The 17,854-nt window shown below is 37.0% G+C and carries 16 protein-coding genes, 1 tRNA gene, 1 pseudogene and 1 other annotated feature; of the genes and pseudogenes, 4 read left to right on the forward strand and 14 right to left on the reverse strand.

Annotated elements, in window-relative coordinates; all coding sequences use genetic code 11:
- Positions 1-128: 128 nt before the first annotated feature.
- The gene (locus tag C7K43_RS05390; RefSeq protein WP_124005929.1) at positions 129-701 is read right to left on the reverse strand and encodes a chromate transporter; all 573 of its coding nucleotides are present in this window, start codon (positions 699-701) and stop codon (positions 129-131) included.
- A complete protein-coding gene (locus C7K43_RS05395) occupies positions 698-1,246 on the reverse strand; it encodes a chromate transporter (RefSeq protein WP_124005930.1) in 549 nt (182 codons plus the stop codon). The genes C7K43_RS05390 and C7K43_RS05395 overlap by 4 nt, the downstream gene beginning before the upstream one ends.
- Before the next feature lie 213 nt (positions 1,247-1,459).
- On the opposite strand from C7K43_RS05395, the gene C7K43_RS05400 reads away from it, so the two are divergent.
- Positions 1,460-1,530: transfer RNA gene (locus C7K43_RS05400), tRNA-Gly, on the forward strand.
- 367 nt (positions 1,531-1,897) lie between these two features.
- On the opposite strand, the pseudogene C7K43_RS13745 reads toward C7K43_RS05400, so the two are convergent.
- The 3 genes and pseudogenes from C7K43_RS13745 to C7K43_RS05420 all read right to left on the reverse strand — a co-directional run bounded on the left by C7K43_RS13745 (position 1,898) and on the right by C7K43_RS05420 (position 5,867).
- Positions 1,898-3,843: pseudogene (locus C7K43_RS13745) on the reverse strand (ABC transporter permease/substrate binding protein).
- Positions 3,836-5,092, reverse strand: coding sequence for a quaternary amine ABC transporter ATP-binding protein (locus tag C7K43_RS05415; protein WP_124005933.1), 1,257 nt, complete (start codon positions 5,090-5,092; stop codon positions 3,836-3,838). The pseudogene C7K43_RS13745 and the gene C7K43_RS05415 overlap by 8 nt, the downstream one beginning before the upstream one ends.
- A 124-nt stretch (positions 5,093-5,216) precedes the next feature.
- A complete protein-coding gene (locus tag C7K43_RS05420; RefSeq protein ID WP_124005934.1) occupies positions 5,217-5,867 on the reverse strand; it encodes a GntR family transcriptional regulator in 651 nt (216 codons plus the stop codon).
- 160 nt (positions 5,868-6,027) lie between these two features.
- On the opposite strand from C7K43_RS05420, the gene C7K43_RS05425 reads away from it, so the two are divergent.
- Positions 6,028-7,128, forward strand: coding sequence for an NAD(P)/FAD-dependent oxidoreductase (locus C7K43_RS05425; RefSeq protein ID WP_124005935.1), 1,101 nt, complete (start codon positions 6,028-6,030; stop codon positions 7,126-7,128).
- Between the two features lie 62 nt (positions 7,129-7,190).
- On the opposite strand, the gene C7K43_RS05430 is transcribed toward C7K43_RS05425, so the two are convergent.
- The 8 genes from C7K43_RS05430 to C7K43_RS05465 form a co-directional block, all read right to left on the reverse strand.
- On the reverse strand, positions 7,191-7,574 hold the full coding sequence (locus tag C7K43_RS05430) for an iron chaperone (protein WP_124005936.1): 384 nt from the start codon (positions 7,572-7,574) through the stop codon (positions 7,191-7,193).
- A 370-nt stretch (positions 7,575-7,944) separates the two neighbouring features.
- Complete coding sequence (locus C7K43_RS05435; protein ID WP_124005937.1) at positions 7,945-8,784, reverse strand: MetQ/NlpA family ABC transporter substrate-binding protein; 840 nt, start codon at positions 8,782-8,784, stop codon at positions 7,945-7,947.
- 87 nt (positions 8,785-8,871) lie between these two features.
- Positions 8,872-9,105: a binding site (T-box leader), on the reverse strand.
- Positions 9,106-9,204: 99 nt separating this feature from the next.
- Positions 9,205-10,179, reverse strand: a complete 975-nt coding sequence (locus tag C7K43_RS05440) for a dimethylarginine dimethylaminohydrolase family protein (protein ID WP_124005938.1) — start codon at positions 10,177-10,179, stop codon at positions 9,205-9,207.
- Between the two features lie 169 nt (positions 10,180-10,348).
- Positions 10,349-11,302 carry a zinc-binding dehydrogenase gene (locus C7K43_RS05445; protein ID WP_124005939.1) on the reverse strand — a complete coding sequence of 318 codons (954 nt, stop codon included), beginning with the start codon at positions 11,300-11,302 and terminating at the stop codon, positions 10,349-10,351.
- 155 nt (positions 11,303-11,457) lie between these two features.
- Complete coding sequence (locus tag C7K43_RS05450) at positions 11,458-11,775, reverse strand: DUF1292 domain-containing protein (RefSeq protein ID WP_124005940.1); 318 nt, start codon at positions 11,773-11,775, stop codon at positions 11,458-11,460.
- A 39-nt stretch (positions 11,776-11,814) separates the two neighbouring features.
- On the reverse strand, positions 11,815-12,237 hold the full coding sequence (gene ruvX, locus C7K43_RS05455) for a Holliday junction resolvase RuvX (protein ID WP_124005941.1): 423 nt from the start codon (positions 12,235-12,237) through the stop codon (positions 11,815-11,817).
- Positions 12,237-12,503 (reverse strand): IreB family regulatory phosphoprotein, encoded by a 267-nt coding sequence (locus tag C7K43_RS05460; protein WP_014125240.1) that lies wholly within the window; start codon positions 12,501-12,503, stop codon positions 12,237-12,239. Before C7K43_RS05460 ends, ruvX begins: the two co-directional genes overlap by 1 nt.
- A 230-nt stretch (positions 12,504-12,733) precedes the next feature.
- Positions 12,734-13,390, reverse strand: a complete 657-nt coding sequence (locus C7K43_RS05465; protein ID WP_124005942.1) for a redox-sensing transcriptional repressor Rex — start codon at positions 13,388-13,390, stop codon at positions 12,734-12,736.
- Positions 13,391-13,601: 211 nt separating this feature from the next.
- Between C7K43_RS05465 and C7K43_RS05470 the strand changes: the two genes are divergently transcribed.
- Both C7K43_RS05470 and ald read left to right on the forward strand, forming a co-directional pair.
- Positions 13,602-15,542 (forward strand): ABC-F family ATP-binding cassette domain-containing protein, encoded by a 1,941-nt coding sequence (locus C7K43_RS05470; protein ID WP_124005943.1) that lies wholly within the window; start codon positions 13,602-13,604, stop codon positions 15,540-15,542.
- A gap of 183 nt (positions 15,543-15,725) precedes the next feature.
- The gene (gene ald, locus C7K43_RS05475; RefSeq protein ID WP_124005944.1) at positions 15,726-16,838 is read left to right on the forward strand and encodes an alanine dehydrogenase; all 1,113 of its coding nucleotides are present in this window, start codon (positions 15,726-15,728) and stop codon (positions 16,836-16,838) included.
- A gap of 115 nt (positions 16,839-16,953) precedes the next feature.
- Here ald and C7K43_RS05480 read toward each other — a convergent pair whose 3' ends face one another.
- On the reverse strand, positions 16,954-17,778 hold the full coding sequence (locus C7K43_RS05480; protein WP_157977729.1) for an Rgg family transcriptional regulator: 825 nt from the start codon (positions 17,776-17,778) through the stop codon (positions 16,954-16,956).
- Positions 17,779-17,854 lie beyond the last annotated feature (76 nt).

Here is a 17,854-nt window from a genome sequence, read left to right on the forward strand (position 1 = left end):
TGAAGATTGGTTAGCAAAACTAGCTAATCAAAGAAAAAATTAATTGGACGCGATCTGTCTTTTTTACTTTTTTAATAAAAAGTCCTTCTTCTGGCACCAACAAATGTGAGCCAGAAGAAGGCTTTTTATTAACCAAATTGAAAGACGATACCGATAAGAGCCGATAAAGCAATGAAAATAACTGGATGCAGGTTTTTAAACAGCTTGTGCCTCATGGCAAAAAATAAAACAATGGCTAAAACAAGCGACTTCCAGTTAATAAACCCGAACCAGTTACCTGCAAAAAGCTGCGAACTGTCAAACAGGTCCATCCATACAACAGAAAATCCAGCTGCTGCGATAAGCGCAGTCGAAGCAGGTCTTAATCCGTAAAATACGGCATCAACATAAAAATTATTGCGAAATTTCGTTAAAAAACCACCAATGATCATAATAATGATGATGGCAGGCGAAACAAGCCCCACCGTGGCAATAATACCGCCAACAGGGCCAACAGTTAAATAGCCGACATAAGTCGCCATATTTATTCCGATTGCGCCTGGCGTTGATTCAGAAATGGCAATCATATCAGCTAGCTGACCATAGGTAAACCAGCCCGTTCGATCGGCCATGTCATATAAAAAAGGCATCGTAGCAAGCCCACCACCAACAGAAAATAATCCAGTCTTAAAAAACTCATAAAAAAGTTGTAAATAAATCATTCTTGATGACGGCTCCTTTCTTGCAATTTAGCAGCAACTCCGATAAAAGCAGCTAAAATAATAAATAATACGGGAGATAGGCTGGTAGAAACCGATAATATAAAGATAAGAGCAAAAATGGCGATCCCTACTTTATCTACGATTGAATTCTGCCAAAGTTTTAATACAGCATTTAAAATCAGAACATACACGCTCACTCGAATGCCAGCAAAAGCATTTTGTATGATAGCTAATTCGGAAAAATTTCTCATAAACATAGAAATTAGTGTAATAATAATGTAGGATGGAAAAGCAAACCCCAGAGTCGCTACGATTCCTCCTAATGCGCCTTTTTGTTTCTGACCAATAAAAGTCGACGTATTAACGGCAATAATTCCTGGTGTCGTCTGTCCAATCGCAAAATAATCGACAAGCTCTTCTTCTGTCGTCCACTTTTTTGTTTCAACCACTTCTCTTTGAAGAATAGGTAGCATTGCATAACCGCCGCCAAAAGTTAACACCCCAATGCGACTAAAAGTAAAAAATAAATCAATGAGTATATTCATGGCTCTCCTCCTTAATCCCCTAATACTTCATATGAAACAAACCATATGAATCGTAAAAAATTTCATCAACTGATATGTTACCATTAAGATAGTAACAAAACCAGAAAACCTCATAAACGTATAAAGTAAACGAATTACGATTATTTTAGAAATTTAATTACATAAGTCACTCTTGTGTATTCGATTGATTTGGATTATAATAGTTTTTGTTGTGCGGGTGTAGTTTAGTGGTAAAACAGAAGCTTCCCAAGCTTCCGTCGCGAGTTCGATTCTCGTCACCCGCTTAGATTTGAAACGTTGATACAGCAACGTTTCTTTTTTTATGTGCAATTTGTTTTGCAGTGTATAATGTAGTTTCTCATACAAAAAAGCCACTGTAAAAAAATAATTGTTAAATAACAAGATAGAGAATGAATCATCAAAATAACCCCTATGTTTAAAGAGATGGAGGTTGTTTTACAGATTCATTCCCCGAGATAGAAAAAATAGAAAATAAAACATTGATCGAAAACCAGAAAAACTCAGCAAGTTAAATGATCTTGTTAAATTCTATTTTATCTTTTTATTCGTTGTAATCGTCATAATGTAAAAAAGGTGGAGATCAGCTAATACTGACCTCCACTTTTTAACTTTATGACGAACTAACAGACATTATTCTGCGTCAGCTGTCCATTCGTCTACCTTATCTTGGTTGTCTTCAATCCAATTTCTAGCAGCTTCTTCTGGATCAGTACCATCTTCAATGTCTAACATTACAGTGTTCATATCATCTTCATCCCATTCGAAGTTATCTAATATACTGTAAACTTCAGGCATGTCGTCTTCTAAACCTTCACGGACCATAGTATGAATACTTTCAGCATCACCCATTGTTCCTTCTGGGTCATCTAGATATTTTAGATCATATCTTTCAAACATCCAGTGTGGAGACCAGCCAGTAATAACAATTGGGTCTTCATTTTGAATCGCACTACCCAATTGTGAAGTCATCGCCCCACTAGAAGATGGTGTAACTTCCCAGTCAGCTAGGTTGTCATATGTTTCAACTGTATCTTCTGCTGCTGAAACCACACCAGCACCTGGTTCAATACCAATAATTTCTTGATCAGGTACTTGATCATCTAAATCTTCGATGGAATCTACGTCCATGTATTCAGGTACAACAAGGCCTAATTGAGCTGCATCTGGCAAATTTGGACCTAAGTCTTCTACTTCGTCACCAAATTCTTCGTATTGCGCTTCATGCGTTACAGGCAACCAAGCGGCTACCATACCATCTGATTCGCCGTTAGCGACAGCTTCCCACATTACCGCATTATCTAATGGGGTAATATTTACATTATAACCCATGTCTTCTAACACTTGACCTACAACGTTGGTTGAAGCCACTTCTGTATCCCATTCTACCATCGATAAGTTGACTTCATCACCGCCTGCGTTACCACCGCCGGCATCGTTATCTCCTCCGCCATTACTGCATGCTGCTAATAATAGTGTTGAACTTAACGCCAATATACCTACTAACTTCTTCTTCAAACTAAAACATCCTTTCCTTTATTTTTAAAAATTGTAAAACAATTTTTGTTATCACATTTCAAAATAGACAACAAAAGAAATGCAAGATCATTCGGTCTTGCAAGTCTTTTACTTGCCTTATACTATTTTACCAACTTTCGACGTTCTTTTGTTTCTATTGAAAGTTGTCTAATACTTTAGAACTTTATGGCAGATCAATTTTAATCTTCACTTGAACTGCTCCCGTTAGTATTCAAGTTTTGTGTAAAGCGGTCCATAATAATTGCTAAGATAACAATTGCTAAACCATAAACAAAACCATTACCTACTTGGGAACGTTGCACGGCGGATAGAACACCTTGTCCTAATCCAGGTGCACCGATCATTGAAGCAATAACAACCATTGATAATGCTAACATCATAGTTTGGTTGATACCAGCAAAAATATTTCCCTTAGCCAGTGGCATTTCTAATTTGAATAGTTTTTGCCAGCCGGTTCCACCAAAGGAATCGGAAGCTTCCACTAATTCGGTTGGCACTTGACGAATACCTAGATTTGTCATCCGCACGGTTGGCGGTAATGAGAAGATCACCGAAGCAAATACTCCAGGAACCATACCGATACCAAAGAAGGCTACAGCTGGGATCAAATAAACAAATCCTGGCATGGTTTGCATAAAGTCAAGAATTGGCGTAATGATATTTCTTGCGATTTCGCTTTTAGACATTAACACACCTGCTGGTACACCAATAATAACGGAAATCAAACTCGAAATAATAACCAGCGTAATTGTATTTAACAAGTCACCCCACAAGTCTTGGTTATAAATAAATAATAATCCAAGAAATGTAAACGTAGGTAATTGCCATTTTTTTCCACTAAGGAAAAAGGCTAATACTGTTATTATTACAATGAAGAGTAATGGATGAATTGCTGACAAACCAGTCGTCATCCAGTCCATTATCGTTTGTCCCAGTGATTGTAAGAATGAGAAGAAAACTGACCAATGTTCAGTTAGCCAATCAACGCCGGTATCGACCCATTCAGACAGCGGGATTTCATTTTGTAGAAAATCAAGCATCTGCGCTCACTCCTTCCTTTTCAGTTGTTGTTTCAGCTGTTTCGTCAGTTTTAGCAGTTGTTTCTTCCTTGTCAGTATCGGTCATAGCGCCAATCACGCTACCACGTACCACAACGCCTACTACCCGATCATTATCATCCACAACCGCTAATGGAGCTGCAGAGTTATAAATCATATCAAAGATATCGGTCACTAATGTGTCTTTTTGGACTTTTTGCACATTCTTATCCAATACTTCTTTGAGTGGCTTATCATTTTTACGTGCGTCCAATGCTTCTTCAGCCGTCAAACTACCATCTAAATGACGTTTGCGATCGACAGCTAGCAGCATACTGATTTCTTCTTTACGCATCCGTTGTAAAGCAACATTAGGTCCGTCTGCTTCTACATTAATAGTCAAAGCAGGTTCCATAATATTTTCAGCTGTCAAGACTTTCGAACGATCGACATCTTCGGTAAATTCGCGGACAAAATCGTTGGCTGGGTTCGTCAAGATTTCCTCTCCAGTACCAATTTGCATAATTTCGCCATCACGCATTAACGCGATTCGATCTCCGATACGCAATGCTTCATTCAAATCGTGGGTAATGAAAATGATCGTTTTTTGGACTCTTTCTTGTAAATCCATTAGGTCATCTTGCATATCCCGACGAATTAATGGGTCTAATGCAGAGAACGCTTCGTCCATCAACAAGATTTCAGGATCATTCGCCAGTGCCCGAGCTAAGCCGACACGTTGTTGCATTCCACCGGATAATTGGTTTGGATATTGATCTTTCACTGAAAGCAAACCAGAATTATCTAAAGCATCTTCAGCTTTTTTACGTCGTTCTTCTTTTGCTACGCCGCGTACTTCTAGACCATATTCGGTATTTTCCAAAATCGTTCGTTGCGGAAAAAGTCCGAAATTTTGGAAAACCATGTTAATTTTAGTACGACGAACTTCGCGCAAGTCTTCTTTAGACATTTTTGCCACGTCTTCATCATCGATGTAAACTTCACCTGAAGTTGGTTCGATCAATCGATTAATCATCCGTACCAAAGTAGATTTCCCACTACCAGAAAGACCCATGATTACAAAGACTTCGCCTTCATTGACATCAAAACTGACATCATGAACACCCACCGTTGCTCCGGTTTCTTTTAGGATTTCTTGTTTGGATTTTCCTGCTTTAACCTGTTCAAGCGCTTGTTGGGTTCTTCTACCAAACACTTTGGTTAAATGTTCTATTCGAACTTTTTTACTCAAAAGTAAACACTCCTTATTTTCTTAAACTCTTTCAGAAAACTCCCATGAAAGTGACCATACAATCGTAACATCAAGTTGTCACTTTGTCAAAAGAAAAAAGAAACTATTTTTGCAACAATTTCTTCTAATTTATTTCATTCGGATAGAAAAGCTGGGTCATTCGTTGAACGCTTAATTCACTGCCCACAAAGTAAATCGTATTGCCTACACTTAATTTTGCATAGGGGCCAGGTGAAAGTAATAATTCGACATCCGTTTGAATCCCCACAATTGTTGCGCCAGTTATTTGCCAAATGTTCAGGTCTGCTACACTTTCTTCTAAATGCTGGGCTTCTGCGGTCAACTTTAATTCAAAAGGAACAAAGGTCGAAATATCATGTACTTTTTTCGTTTGATTAACAAGTACATTTAATAATTCAGAAAAACTATTTAGCTCTTGTCTTTGACGCTGAACACTATCTAATAGGTCTTGACGGATTTCTTGAATTGACTGCACATTTTTATACTTTTCAACAAATAACTGAGCATTTTCTCTAGAAGCGACATACGTTCCACTACCTTGTTGGACTTCCATAATTTCCAGATCGACCAAGACATTAATCGCCTTACGAGCAGTTTCAGGGGAAACATTAAAATTACTTGCTAAAGTCGAACGCGCATGAATTTTTTGCCCAACTTTATAACGGTTTTCAACAATTCGTTCCGCAATATCTACAGCAATTTGCTGATAACGCGGTAGTGTAACTCGTTTAGTAGGTTTCAATTCTTCTGCCATGGTTTCCTTTCTCCTAGCTACTTTTTTGGTTAACCTCTTTAAAAAATAGTACCATAATAATTGTTAAAAAGAAAACAGCTAGCCCCTCTTTTTTCTATTCAATGAACAATTGAAAAAAAGCAGCAACTGAATGATAATAAGGTCAAGGAGGCATAAACTTATGCAAAAAATAGCCATCATTGGTAGTGGAATTATTGGTATTACTTTGGCAAACTATTTAGATACAACAAAATACGACATCACTTTATTTGATGAAGGAAACGGTCAAGCGACTAAAGCTAGCGCAGGAATCATTTCCCCCTGGTTATCTAAACGTAGGAATAAGCGATGGTATCGTTTAGCTAAAGACGGAGCAGCCTTTTTCCAAAAATTAGTTACTGACATGAATATTTCAAACGATATTTACGCACAAAATGGCACCATCCTTTTACGTAAAAATGGCTTGGAATCCTTAGCCACCTTAGCTGAACAACGGAAAAGAGATGCACCAGAAATTGGTGAAATCAAGCTTCTTTCTTCTAATGCAACAACCAACAAACTACCTTTATTAGCGCCACAAGAATCTTTATATATCTCCGGAGGCGCTAGGTTAGATGGGTTGCATTATCTAGATTATATGAAAAAACTAGCAGCGCAAAAACAAATTCATTTTATTAGCGAAAAAGTTACCCTTGAAAAAGAAAACGATCATTGGCAAATCAACACGCCCAACCAACAAATGTCAGCAGATCGTGTTGTATTGGCTGCTGGTCCTAATTGCAAAACGCTATTAGAACCTCTTGGTTATCAGGTAGATCTCCGTCCACAAAAAGGACAGCTTATCGTCTTTAAAACATCTCAAGCCCAAAGTGTAAACTGGCCAGTTGCTATGTTGGATAATGAAGCGGACCTGATTCCTGCTAACAACGGGCAAGTTATTATCGGCTCAACTCATGAAAACGAGGAACACTGGGATTTGCATCCTACGACTGCAGCATTTGAACAATTAACTACCAACAGTAAAGATTTTTTGCAGTTTCCTGAAAGTCTTTTAAAAAATTCTTTCAGCTACCGTGTAGGTACACGAGCCTATACCTCAGACTTTGCTCCATTTTTTGGTCCACTGACTGAGGAACCATCGCTTTTGGTCGCTAGCGGTTTAGGTTCTTCTGGCTTAACTACCGGGCCTTATATTGGTTACTTATTAGCAAACTATATTAATGAAGGAACCTGGCCAGATACAGACTATCAAAAACCTCTGAATACTTACATTCAAAAATAGCTTTTCTTAAATAAAGCCGTTGGAGTCTAGTATTGGTGTAGTTTCCAACGGCTTTATTCTGTTCATTTATCAATTGCCTTACGCCAAAAAGTAGGATAGTTCCGTTTTTCATCAAGATTAAATTGGATAATTTCGTAAAGTAGTTGGTAATTGATCGTCTCTTCCCATTTAATTCGAAAAGTACTTTTGCCTTGTCCGTAACCACAAGCTGTGATTCTATCGGAAAATTCCTTGATACCTGCAACTTCTGGCGAAACAGTGATATGTTTTTTTGTTTTATTAAAAGAAATAATAAATGTTTCATTATAAGTGTACATTGGTTCATTCCACTTAAAAACCAACTGTAGTTGTGAGAATTTGGCTTGAACCGAATCCATAAGTTCAGAAAATTTTTCCTTATGTTCTTCTTGATCAATTGTCGCAATATATTCTTGTAATGTCGTCAACAGTCTTCTCCTTTTTATTTCATTACAACTAAACGCTGAAAAAATACATAAAAATAGAGCTGTGACATAAGACTATTTGATAAAAATATCCGAACTACAGAGAGCTTGCTCCTGCGGTTACTCGTCGCACAAAACATTGCTCCTGCGGTTACTCGTCGCACAAAACATTGCTCCTGCGGTTACTCGTCGCACAAAACACTGCTCCTGCGGTTACTCGTCGCACAAAACACTGCTCCTGCGGTTACTCGTCGCACAAAACACTGCTCCTGCGGTTACTTGTCGCAAATCCACAATGATTAGCAAATCTCAATAAATATAGTTCGGATTTTTTTAACTTGTTTTTACTTATGTCACAGCTCCATGTGCTTTTTTAAAATAGCGGAATAACTGCGCCTTGGTATTCTTCATCCATATAATCTTTTACTTTGTCACTTTGCAACGCTTCAACCAAAGCTTCAGTTGCTGGCGCATCTTCATCCCCATTACGGACAGCTACAATATTAGCATAAGTTTGTGCAGCTTCAGAATCTTCCCCTTCAATAGCTAAAGCATCATCTTGAACATCAAAACCTGCTTCTAAAGCATAGTTAGCATTGATTACAGCTAAGTCCACGTCTTCCACAGTACGAGGAATTTGAGAAGCATCTAGTTCTGTTAGTTCTAGATTTTTTGGATTTTCTTCAATGTCGTCGATCGTAGCTGTGATGTCACTATCATCTTCTAACTTAATTAAGCCAGCTTCTTCCAGCAATAATAACGCGCGAGCGCCATTAGTAGCATCATTAGGAATGGCAATTTCAGCGCCATTTTCTACATCATCAACCGAATCTGTTTGACCAGGATATAATCCCAGTGGTTCATAGTGAATTTGAGCTGCTGGAACTAAATCTGTATCATTTTCTTCATTAAAGTTATCTAAATAAGGCTCATGTTGGAAGAAGTTTGCATCAAGATCGCCATCAGCTAACGCTTGGTTAGGTAGCACATAATCATCAAAAACTTCAACTTCTAAATCATACCCTTCATCAGCCAGATCATCTTCTACTTGATTTAAAATCTCAGCATGAGGCGTAGAACTAGCGCCTACCGTTAATGTCTCATTTTCATCCGAGCCACTGCCTTGGTCATTACCACCTGCACAAGCTCCTAATCCAACAGCTGTCAATCCTAGTACCCCAGCATACAATGTCTTTTTCAAACTTTTCTTCATCTTCAATCTCCTCCAAAAATTTTTTTTCATTCGAACAAAAGATCCAATTTTTTTCCACTAAAAAAGCCCTCTTATCAGTAAAACTGATAAAAGGGCGAAAATTTCGCGGTACCACCTTGTTTTAGAAGTTTGCACTTCTCTTAGACCATCTCAAAATTAATGAAATGATGTTCAAGTTAACGATTGAACCTTTCGAAATCATCTACATATCGATGATTTATCCTCAGAGACCATCTTCATTTCTTACTTCATAATCTTTTTCACCAACCAAGATCTCTCTGAATAGAAGTTAGAAACTACTCTTCTCATCAACGGAATTCTCATGTGTTTTGTTGTATTGTAATTTACACTAGAAAGAATGAATTGTCAAGTGTCTGATAGTCTACCGGTCCCACATTGGTTCTCACAAATGAAAAACTTTCACTCTCTTATCAACGCCTGTGTCGTACACCTGAAAGAACCACCAAACATTCTAGAAACGCGGTAATCGAGCGTTTCTACTTTTATACCTTTGGCTTTAATTTGTGCAATCAAATCAGTGAACGCTTGATCGGTAACATATACCTGATCGTTGATTGGCAGGCCGTTTGTTATTAGGTTGGCAGCTTCTTTCAACGAAACGTTGATTTTTTCCCAATCATTTAATTCTTCAGGTATGCCATCTAAGAAGGCCTCTTTGCAAACAATCATTAAGCCCTCTTTAAGCATACTAAGCGCACAATCCAGATGCAAAATCGATGGATGCAAACGAACAGGAACCACTTTATAATCAAATTGTTCCATAAGTTGTTTGAGCCAACGAATACCATTTAGATTGCTAGCCAACCCAGAATGACCAACAAAAATAGTTTCCCCTAAAACAACAACATCGCCACCTTCAATAAACGGTCCAATTTCACTCTTTTCGCCTTCTGATAAATCAGGTTGAGGAGCTGCAAAATAATATCCCTCATTATTTTTGGCCCATTCATTTAAAACAGGACGGATAGGAAGTATTTCTCTGCGACGATGCATAAACCGCAAATTTCCTTCAATGATAAAAGGCCCAATCGTAAAGAAAGGATCTCTGGAAAAGAAATTGCTATAGCCAACTCCTTGGCTTCTTCCATATTCTTTTTCATGTCGTGTAAGTAAACGCGGCCTTAAAACCTCAACGCCATAAGATTCAAGAAGTGACTGCATTTTTATTTTTTCTTGTTCCCAATCGCTTTGCAACTGTTTATCAGCCTCTGCTACATCTTTTCCACCACTATTTTTTACAAACTCTTCATTTTCTTTCGTCAAAAAAGAGGTATCCATGCTATTTTCAGTATCGTTTGGAAAACAAAACTCTGACTGCGCTAAAACAACTGATTTTAATGGTGCAAATTCGCTTACAACGTTTGTTTTTCTCATCAAATTTCCTCCTGACTTCAATATTCAATTATCTATTATAACGAGTATTTATGAGAATGTCGAAAATAGAATAACTCAAATATTTTATTAGTAGAGAATAAAACAGATTCTGTACAATTAAAACAATATTTTCAAGTAGTTTTTTTCTACTGTAAATTAGCACTTTCCTCTATGGTTTCAGTAAAACTTTTCCTATATTCTTACCTTCTTCTAAATAATCATGTGCTTTTTTTCCGTCCGCAAGTGAAAAAATTGTCGGTTCACTAATGGCAATTTTTTCATTTAAAAAATAGGAAAATAAACGTTGGCTTCTTTGTTGTCTCTCTTCAAAGTTTATTAGATAATCCCATAGATCACCGGTTAGAATACTTTTTGAGTGTGCTAGCAGATCAATCAAGTCAACTTGTGGCGGAGTACCTCCAGCCATACCGAAAAAGATTACTTTTCCACGATTTTTCAAGAAAGAAATGTTTTGGTTTAATGTTTTCCCTACACCATCGTATACGACATCAAATTTTCCAGCTAGCTTATCGCTCCAACCTTTTTCTCGACTGGGAAAAACTTCTTTTACTCCAAAAGATAATGCCAATTTTTTCTTAGCTTTTGTTGAAGCAGAACCGTAGACAGAAATACCTTCTGAAATAAGCATTTGAGCTAAAATTTGTCCTACACCACCGCTTATGCCAGTAATAAAGACTTGGTCTCCTTCATTGGGTTTACTAAGATCATGCGCTAAAAAATCTGCTGTCAGGCCTTGAAGCCCAACGGATACAGCCAACTGAGAAGATATTCCTTGAGGTAAATGAATAATGTTGTCTCTGGGCACCGCAACATACTCAGCATTGGCAAAGGGAACATCAACAAAAAGGACTTCTCTGCCAATGTTAAATTGACCCACGCCAGAGCCTACTTTGACAATTTTCCCGACGCCTTCATACCCATTGATATATGGTTTATTATTTTCAATATGATACTCCCCTTTTCTACGGTAGATATCAGCAAAATTCAATCCAATATATTCTGTCTTTACCAAAACCTCATCAGCTTGCAATACAGGCTCGGGTAACTCTCCGTATTCTAAAACAGCGCTAGTTCCAAAATTTTTAAAATAAAGTGCCTTCATTGTTACACTTCCTCTTTGTATTATTTTTTCATTCGTTTGTTTGCTAATGAAACAGCAAGTAGACTTTGTATGTAATCAACTAAGAACTTAAATTTCTTCAACTATAAAAAAAGGCCGAACCCTCACTCAGTAAGGATTCAGCTTAACATTTAAGTTTATTCTTCTTCATCAGCCATGAATGTATTAAATACTTCTTCAATCATGTCCCATTCTTTATCTGTTTCGATTTGTTCTAAATTGCCTTCTGTGCCTTCTTCATTTTCGATATAAGCATAAGCTTGCAATTCGACTTCCTCATCTTCATCAGTTCCAGCTGGATATAATAAAACATAATTACGACCAAATTCTTCTTGGCCGTCGATAGTAAGTAAGATTTCATACAAGGTTTCATTTCCTTGTTCATCCACTAAAGTAATATGTTCATGTCCTTCATGATCATGATCATGGTCGTGATCGTGTGTATGTTCTGCCATTGGTTTAATTCTCCTCTTTTTCTTTTAAAAATGTGCAATTTATTTTGCTACAGCGTCTAAATAGTTCTGTAGAATCACTACTGCTGCTAATTTATCAATTACTTTTTTTCGTTTTTTTCTGGAAGTATCCGCTTGTTCGACAAGCATCCGTTCAGCTTGAACCGTTGATAAACGTTCGTCTTGATAAATAACCGGCAGTTGATAGCTTTCTTCTAATTTTTTCCCATAATTCATTGATGCTTCAGCTCTAGGCCCGATTGAGTTATTCATATTTTTAGGCAGTCCAACCACAAATTGTTCCACTTCATATTGCTCAACCAATTCTTTTAATCTGGCAAAACCAAATTCGCCTTCTTCTTCATTGATTGGAATAATTTCAATGCCTTGTGCTGTCCACCCTAACGGATCACTTACAGCTACACCAACCGTTTTTGAACCAACATCCAAACCCATAGTGCGCATTATAAGTTGACTCCATGGTTTTCTAAATAAAAACGTATTAAGACTTCTAATACTTCATCTCGTTCATGGCGACGAATTAAATTACGCGCGTCGCGATAACGCGGAATGTACGCCGGATCGCCTGACAACAAATACCCTACGATTTGGTTAATTGGATTGTACCCTTTTTCTTCAAGCGCACGGTATACGATCGCAAGAGTTTCGCTAACTTCTTTTTTGCGGCTGTCATCAAAATCAAAACGTACCGTTTCGTCTTTATAACCCATTCACACGACACCTCTTTCTCCTAATTGTTCACTTATTCTTTTGTATATTGTACTAAACAAATTGGGAAACTACAACTAAATCCGTTCATTTATAAAAAGTATATCTGAAAACTGTGATTATTTTGTGAATTTTGACTACTTTTTACAAATCCTTTTCTGGTTGAAAAAAGTCCTGATTTTCTCTTACTGATTAGCACAAGTGCAATCAAAGAAAAGATCAAGACTTCCATTTATTCTTCTTCAGATGATGGATTTAGACTTTCGTTACTGTGTAAAAAGTAAATCAACGTCTGTAATTCATTGGTTAAATCAACATTTTGAATTAAAACATTAGCCGGTGCAGAAATACGCGCTGGCGTAAAGTTCAGAATACCTTTAATACCAGAGTCAACTAAGTCATTGACAACATCTTGTGCATTGGATGCTGGCACCGTCAAGATGGCAATTTCAATTCGTTGAATTGCAATTTGTTCAACCATATCAGACATTGGATATACCGGAATGCCATCAACAATCCGTCCTACAATATCTGAATTAACATCAAACGCAGCACTTACACGAATGCTATTGCTTTGATGAAATTTATATTTTAACAGGGCACTACCTAAGTTCCCCACACCAACTAATGCGACATTGGTCATTTCGTCATCACTTAATGTTTTAGCAAAAAATTGCATTAAGCTTTCTACGTCATAACCATATCCACGCTTACCTAATTCTCCAAAATAAGAAAAATCACGACGAATCGTGGCGCTATCGACTTGTACGGCCTCACTTAATTCAGTTGAGGAAACCTTTGTCTTTCCAGCATCATTTAAAATTCGCAAATAGCGATAATATAAAGGCAACCGTTTCGCAGTTGCTTTGGGAATACTATTTTCTTTCACTTTCTAGCCCTCCATTGTGAAAAGTTCACTTATAACACGTAGTATCATAACAGATAAAAACGAAAAAAAGCAATTTGATTGCTCAGATTACTGCAAATTTTTACAAATACAGTTGAAAGCGCATTTTGCTCATTCTTTATAACACGGATAAATTGTGATACACTAGCGTTTATGGATACATAAAATCAATGAAAATTAAAGTGAGGGTACTATGATTTTATTACAAGCAAATCAAATTGCGCAGCAATTTGGTGCAGATACTTTATTTAAAAATATTCAATTAGAAATCAGCAGCCAAGCTCGTATCGGTTTGGTAGGTCGTAATGGCTCGGGAAAGTCAACACTGTTAAAAATCATTGCTGGCATTGATCCGCCTGACCAGGGCACGATTGCCAAGAATAAAAACGTTTCTCTAGGTTATTTAGCACAAGATACGGGTCTAGACTCTGATAAAACGGTCTGGGAAGAAATGCTCGAAGCTTTTTCTGACGTACAGCAAATAGAAAAACGTATGCACGAACTAGAAATACAAATCAGTCAAGCCGTGCCTGAAGATGAAAACTATGAGACAATTCTGAACCAGTATGACAACTTGCAACAAGAATTCGCAGAAAAAAATGGTTATGGCTATGAAAATGAAATGCGTTCAGTTTTGCATGGTTTCCAATTTGATGAATCCTTTTACGACAAATCCATCCAAACGCTTTCTGGCGGACAAAAAACTCGTTTAGCATTAGCTAAAATGCTGTTACAAAGCCCGGATATTTTAATTTTGGATGAACCGACCAACCATTTAGATATTGAAACACTCAGCTGGTTAGAAGGTTATCTACAAAATTATCGCGGAGCACTACTGATCGTATCACATGACCGCTATTTCTTAGATAAAGTCGTAACCGAGATTTACGAAATTAGTCGTAATAAAATGCACCACTATAAAGGAAACTATAGTCGTTACTTAGACTTAAAAAGCCAGCAACTGGCTAGTGATTGGAAAGCTTATGAAAAGCAACAAGCAGAAATTAGTAAGTTAGAAGACTTTGTTGCCAAAAATATCGTCCGTGCTTCAACCACCAAACGAGCACAAAGTCGCAGAAAGCAATTAGAGAAAATGGACCGGCTTGAACGTCCGCAAGGCAAAGAAAAAGCGCCTAATTTCCTATTTCATATAGCAAAAACTTCTGGAAATATTGTATTCCAGCTAGAAAATGGTGCAATTGGCTATGATCACAGTGTTGTATCTGAACCAATTAACTTAGATATCAAACGACAAGAAGCTATTGCTTTAGTGGGTCCTAACGGTATCGGTAAATCCACCTTATTAAAATCCATGATTGGCGAAATCCCTTTTATTAAAGGGGAAGAGCGTTTTGGTACCAACGTTACCGTTGGCTACTACGATCAAGGTCAAGCAGAATTAAACCAAAACAAAACGATCTTAGAAGAGTTGTGGGACGAACATCCTACAACGCCTGAGGTGGATATTCGCAGAATACTAGGTAGTTTCTTGTTTTCTGGAGATGACGTTGATAAGCCAATCTCTTTGTTAAGCGGTGGAGAAAAAGCGCGTGTTGCTTTAGCTAAACTAGCCATGGATCAAAAAAACTTTTTAGTCCTAGACGAACCTACCAACCACTTAGACATTGATAATAAAGAAGTGTTAGAAAATGCTTTAATCGATTATGAAGGTACGCTCTTTTTCGTTTCTCATGACCGTTATTTTATCAACCGTATTGCCACCAAAGTAGTTGAGCTTTCAGAAGATGGTTCTCGACTTTATCTGGGCGATTATGATTATTATTTAGAAAAGAAACAAGAAGAACAAGAACTAGCTGAATATGAAAAATCCGCGATGCCCCAAGAAAAACCGAAACCTAGTGGGAAACAAAATTTTGCTCATTCCAAAGAGCAACAAAAACAAGTACGGGCGCTTCAACGTAAAGTTACACAAGTGGAAGAAGAATTAGCCGCAGCTGATGAAAAAATAAACCAAATTAAAGAGGAAATGACCCTACCGGAAAACTTAGACGATCATGTAAAATTAAATGAATTAGATCAATCATTGCACACAACCCAAAGTCAACAAGAAGATCTAATGGAACAATGGGAAGATTTGAGCCTGCAATTAGAAGAATTAGAAACAGGCACTTAAAATTTCAATAACAGCACTACAAAAGCTTTATCAACCATAATGGTTGGTAAGGCTTATTTAATTAGCATTAACGGAAAGTTTACATAACAGACATAAAAAAATTTTTTGAAACACAATAAAATTTTTGTATGAAAAGCTAATTTCCGCTATAATTAAGTTAACTTAATAAAATGGAGTGGTCTTATGAAAATCGGAATACCCAAGGAAATAAAAAACAATGAAAATCGTGTAGCATTGCCCCCTTCAGGCGTTTATGAACTGATTCAAAGTGGACATGATGTCTCGATAGAAACCAATGCAGGTTATGGTTCTGCGTTCAAAGATGAAGCCTATGAAAAAGTGGGAGCCACAATTGTTGATACTCCTGAAGAAATCTGGGAACAGGACATGGTAATGAAGGTTAAAGAACCCTTGGAAGAAGAATATAAATACTTTCGTGAAGGATTAATTTTATTTACCTATCTACATCTAGCAGCAAATAAACCCGTTGCCCAAGCTCTACAAAAAGCCAAAGTAACAGCGATTGCCTACGAAAATGTACAATTAGATAATGGCACTCTCCCTCTCCTATCCCCAATGAGTGAAATTGCCGGCCGGATGGCAGCCCAAATCGGCGCTGAATTTTTAGAAAGCCCTAAAGGCGGTAAAGGAATTGTTTTAGCAGGCGTTCCTGGTGTACGTAAAGGTAATGTTGTTGTAATCGGTGGTGGCGTTGCAGGGACTAACGCAGCAAAAATTGCTCACGGTCTTGGTGCTAAAGTAACCATTTTAGATGTCAATATCAATCGATTAAAAGAACTAGATACTGAATTTAACGGACAAGTGCAAACATTGATGTCCAACAGTTTCAATATTAAAGAACAATTGAAAACAGCCGATTTAGTTGTTGGAGCAGTTCTTTTACCTGGACGTAAAGCACCAACGTTAGTTACAAGAGAAATGGTAAAAGACATGCCCGACCATTCCGTAGTTGTTGATATTGCAATTGACCAAGGTGGAATTTTTGAAACAGAAACAAAAACAACGACACACGATGACCCAACTTATGTTGAAGAAGGAGTTACTCATTACGCAGTTGCCAACATGCCCGGAGCTGTGGCACAAACGGCTACCATTGCTTTGAGTAATTCAACTTTACCTTTTGCTAAAAAGATAGTTGGTGCATCGATTGAAGAAGTATTGCAAAATGAACCTGCCTTATATCGCGGTGTTAATACCTATAAAGGATACTTAGTACATGAAGCAGTAGCTGGAGATTTAGGAATTGAGCATACTTCGCTTGATAGCTTACTATAATATAATAAAAATATATACTTCCTTTACCCTACTAAAAAGCCTGTGAGATGATCATTTCACAGGCTTTTTTTTTAAGTTTTGTCGTAATTCTATGATTGTCACTGTAAATTCTTCTTCACTTTAACAGTTCTTCTATTTCTTCTGCCAATTGACTGTTATCAAAGAAATTAGCTACTTTTAATAAGTCCTCTAGCGATTCTCTACCTGCTTCTGTGTCTAAGTAAAGAAAAGTTATTTTTGCTTCATAATATTTAGCTAACAAGCGATAACCATCCATAGTTATTCCTGTAATTAAGTCGTTTAGTATGCTTAAAGAGGAAAGTGCGTTTGAAACATCCTTTTCTTTAATCATTCGTTCAATACAATTAATTAACACCGTGGCAAAAACATGGTCACTATTAGGATAGTACTTATATCTACTTTGTACTTTCAATGCTTCTTTTAGTAGTTGACCCATCAAAGGATAAGGTAGAAAGTAACAATTATTAGCAAAGAACTTTAAATCACTTAAAGTCCACGTAAGTAAATTTGAAAAATAATCAATGACTATGCTTAATTCTTGTTCATTAAGCTTTAACCCCTTTTCATAGTTCTCCAGAAGTCTATAATTAGCTAATTGAATTCTTTCTATTCCAATTGTACTTGATTCGATATGACGGATATATTTTTCAAATTGGGCTATTTTATTGGCATTCCATGACTTACTAATCCTATAACTATGGTACACATCAAGCTGTGGTCTGTAACCATTTTTTATCCATTGAAATTCGTCCATCGTCATCATCAAATTCGAAAGTACTTGGTAAAATTTATCAACTGCTAATGTCCGTTCCCCACTTTCAAATTTAATGGCATTTGTTTTTGAGCAAACCTCTGTATAAACAGATTTTAAAGGAAGTCCTTTATCTAACCTAATTTTTTTAACGACTACTCCATACATAGCGGCTCTCTCCTTAAAGGGTAAATAAAAGTTTACTTTTTTCATCTATATCTGATTTTTGCTACATAATTATTTC

Origin of the sequence: Tetragenococcus koreensis (assembly GCF_003795145.1) — a bacterium.
GTDB lineage: Bacteria > Bacillota > Bacilli > Lactobacillales > Enterococcaceae > Tetragenococcus > Tetragenococcus koreensis.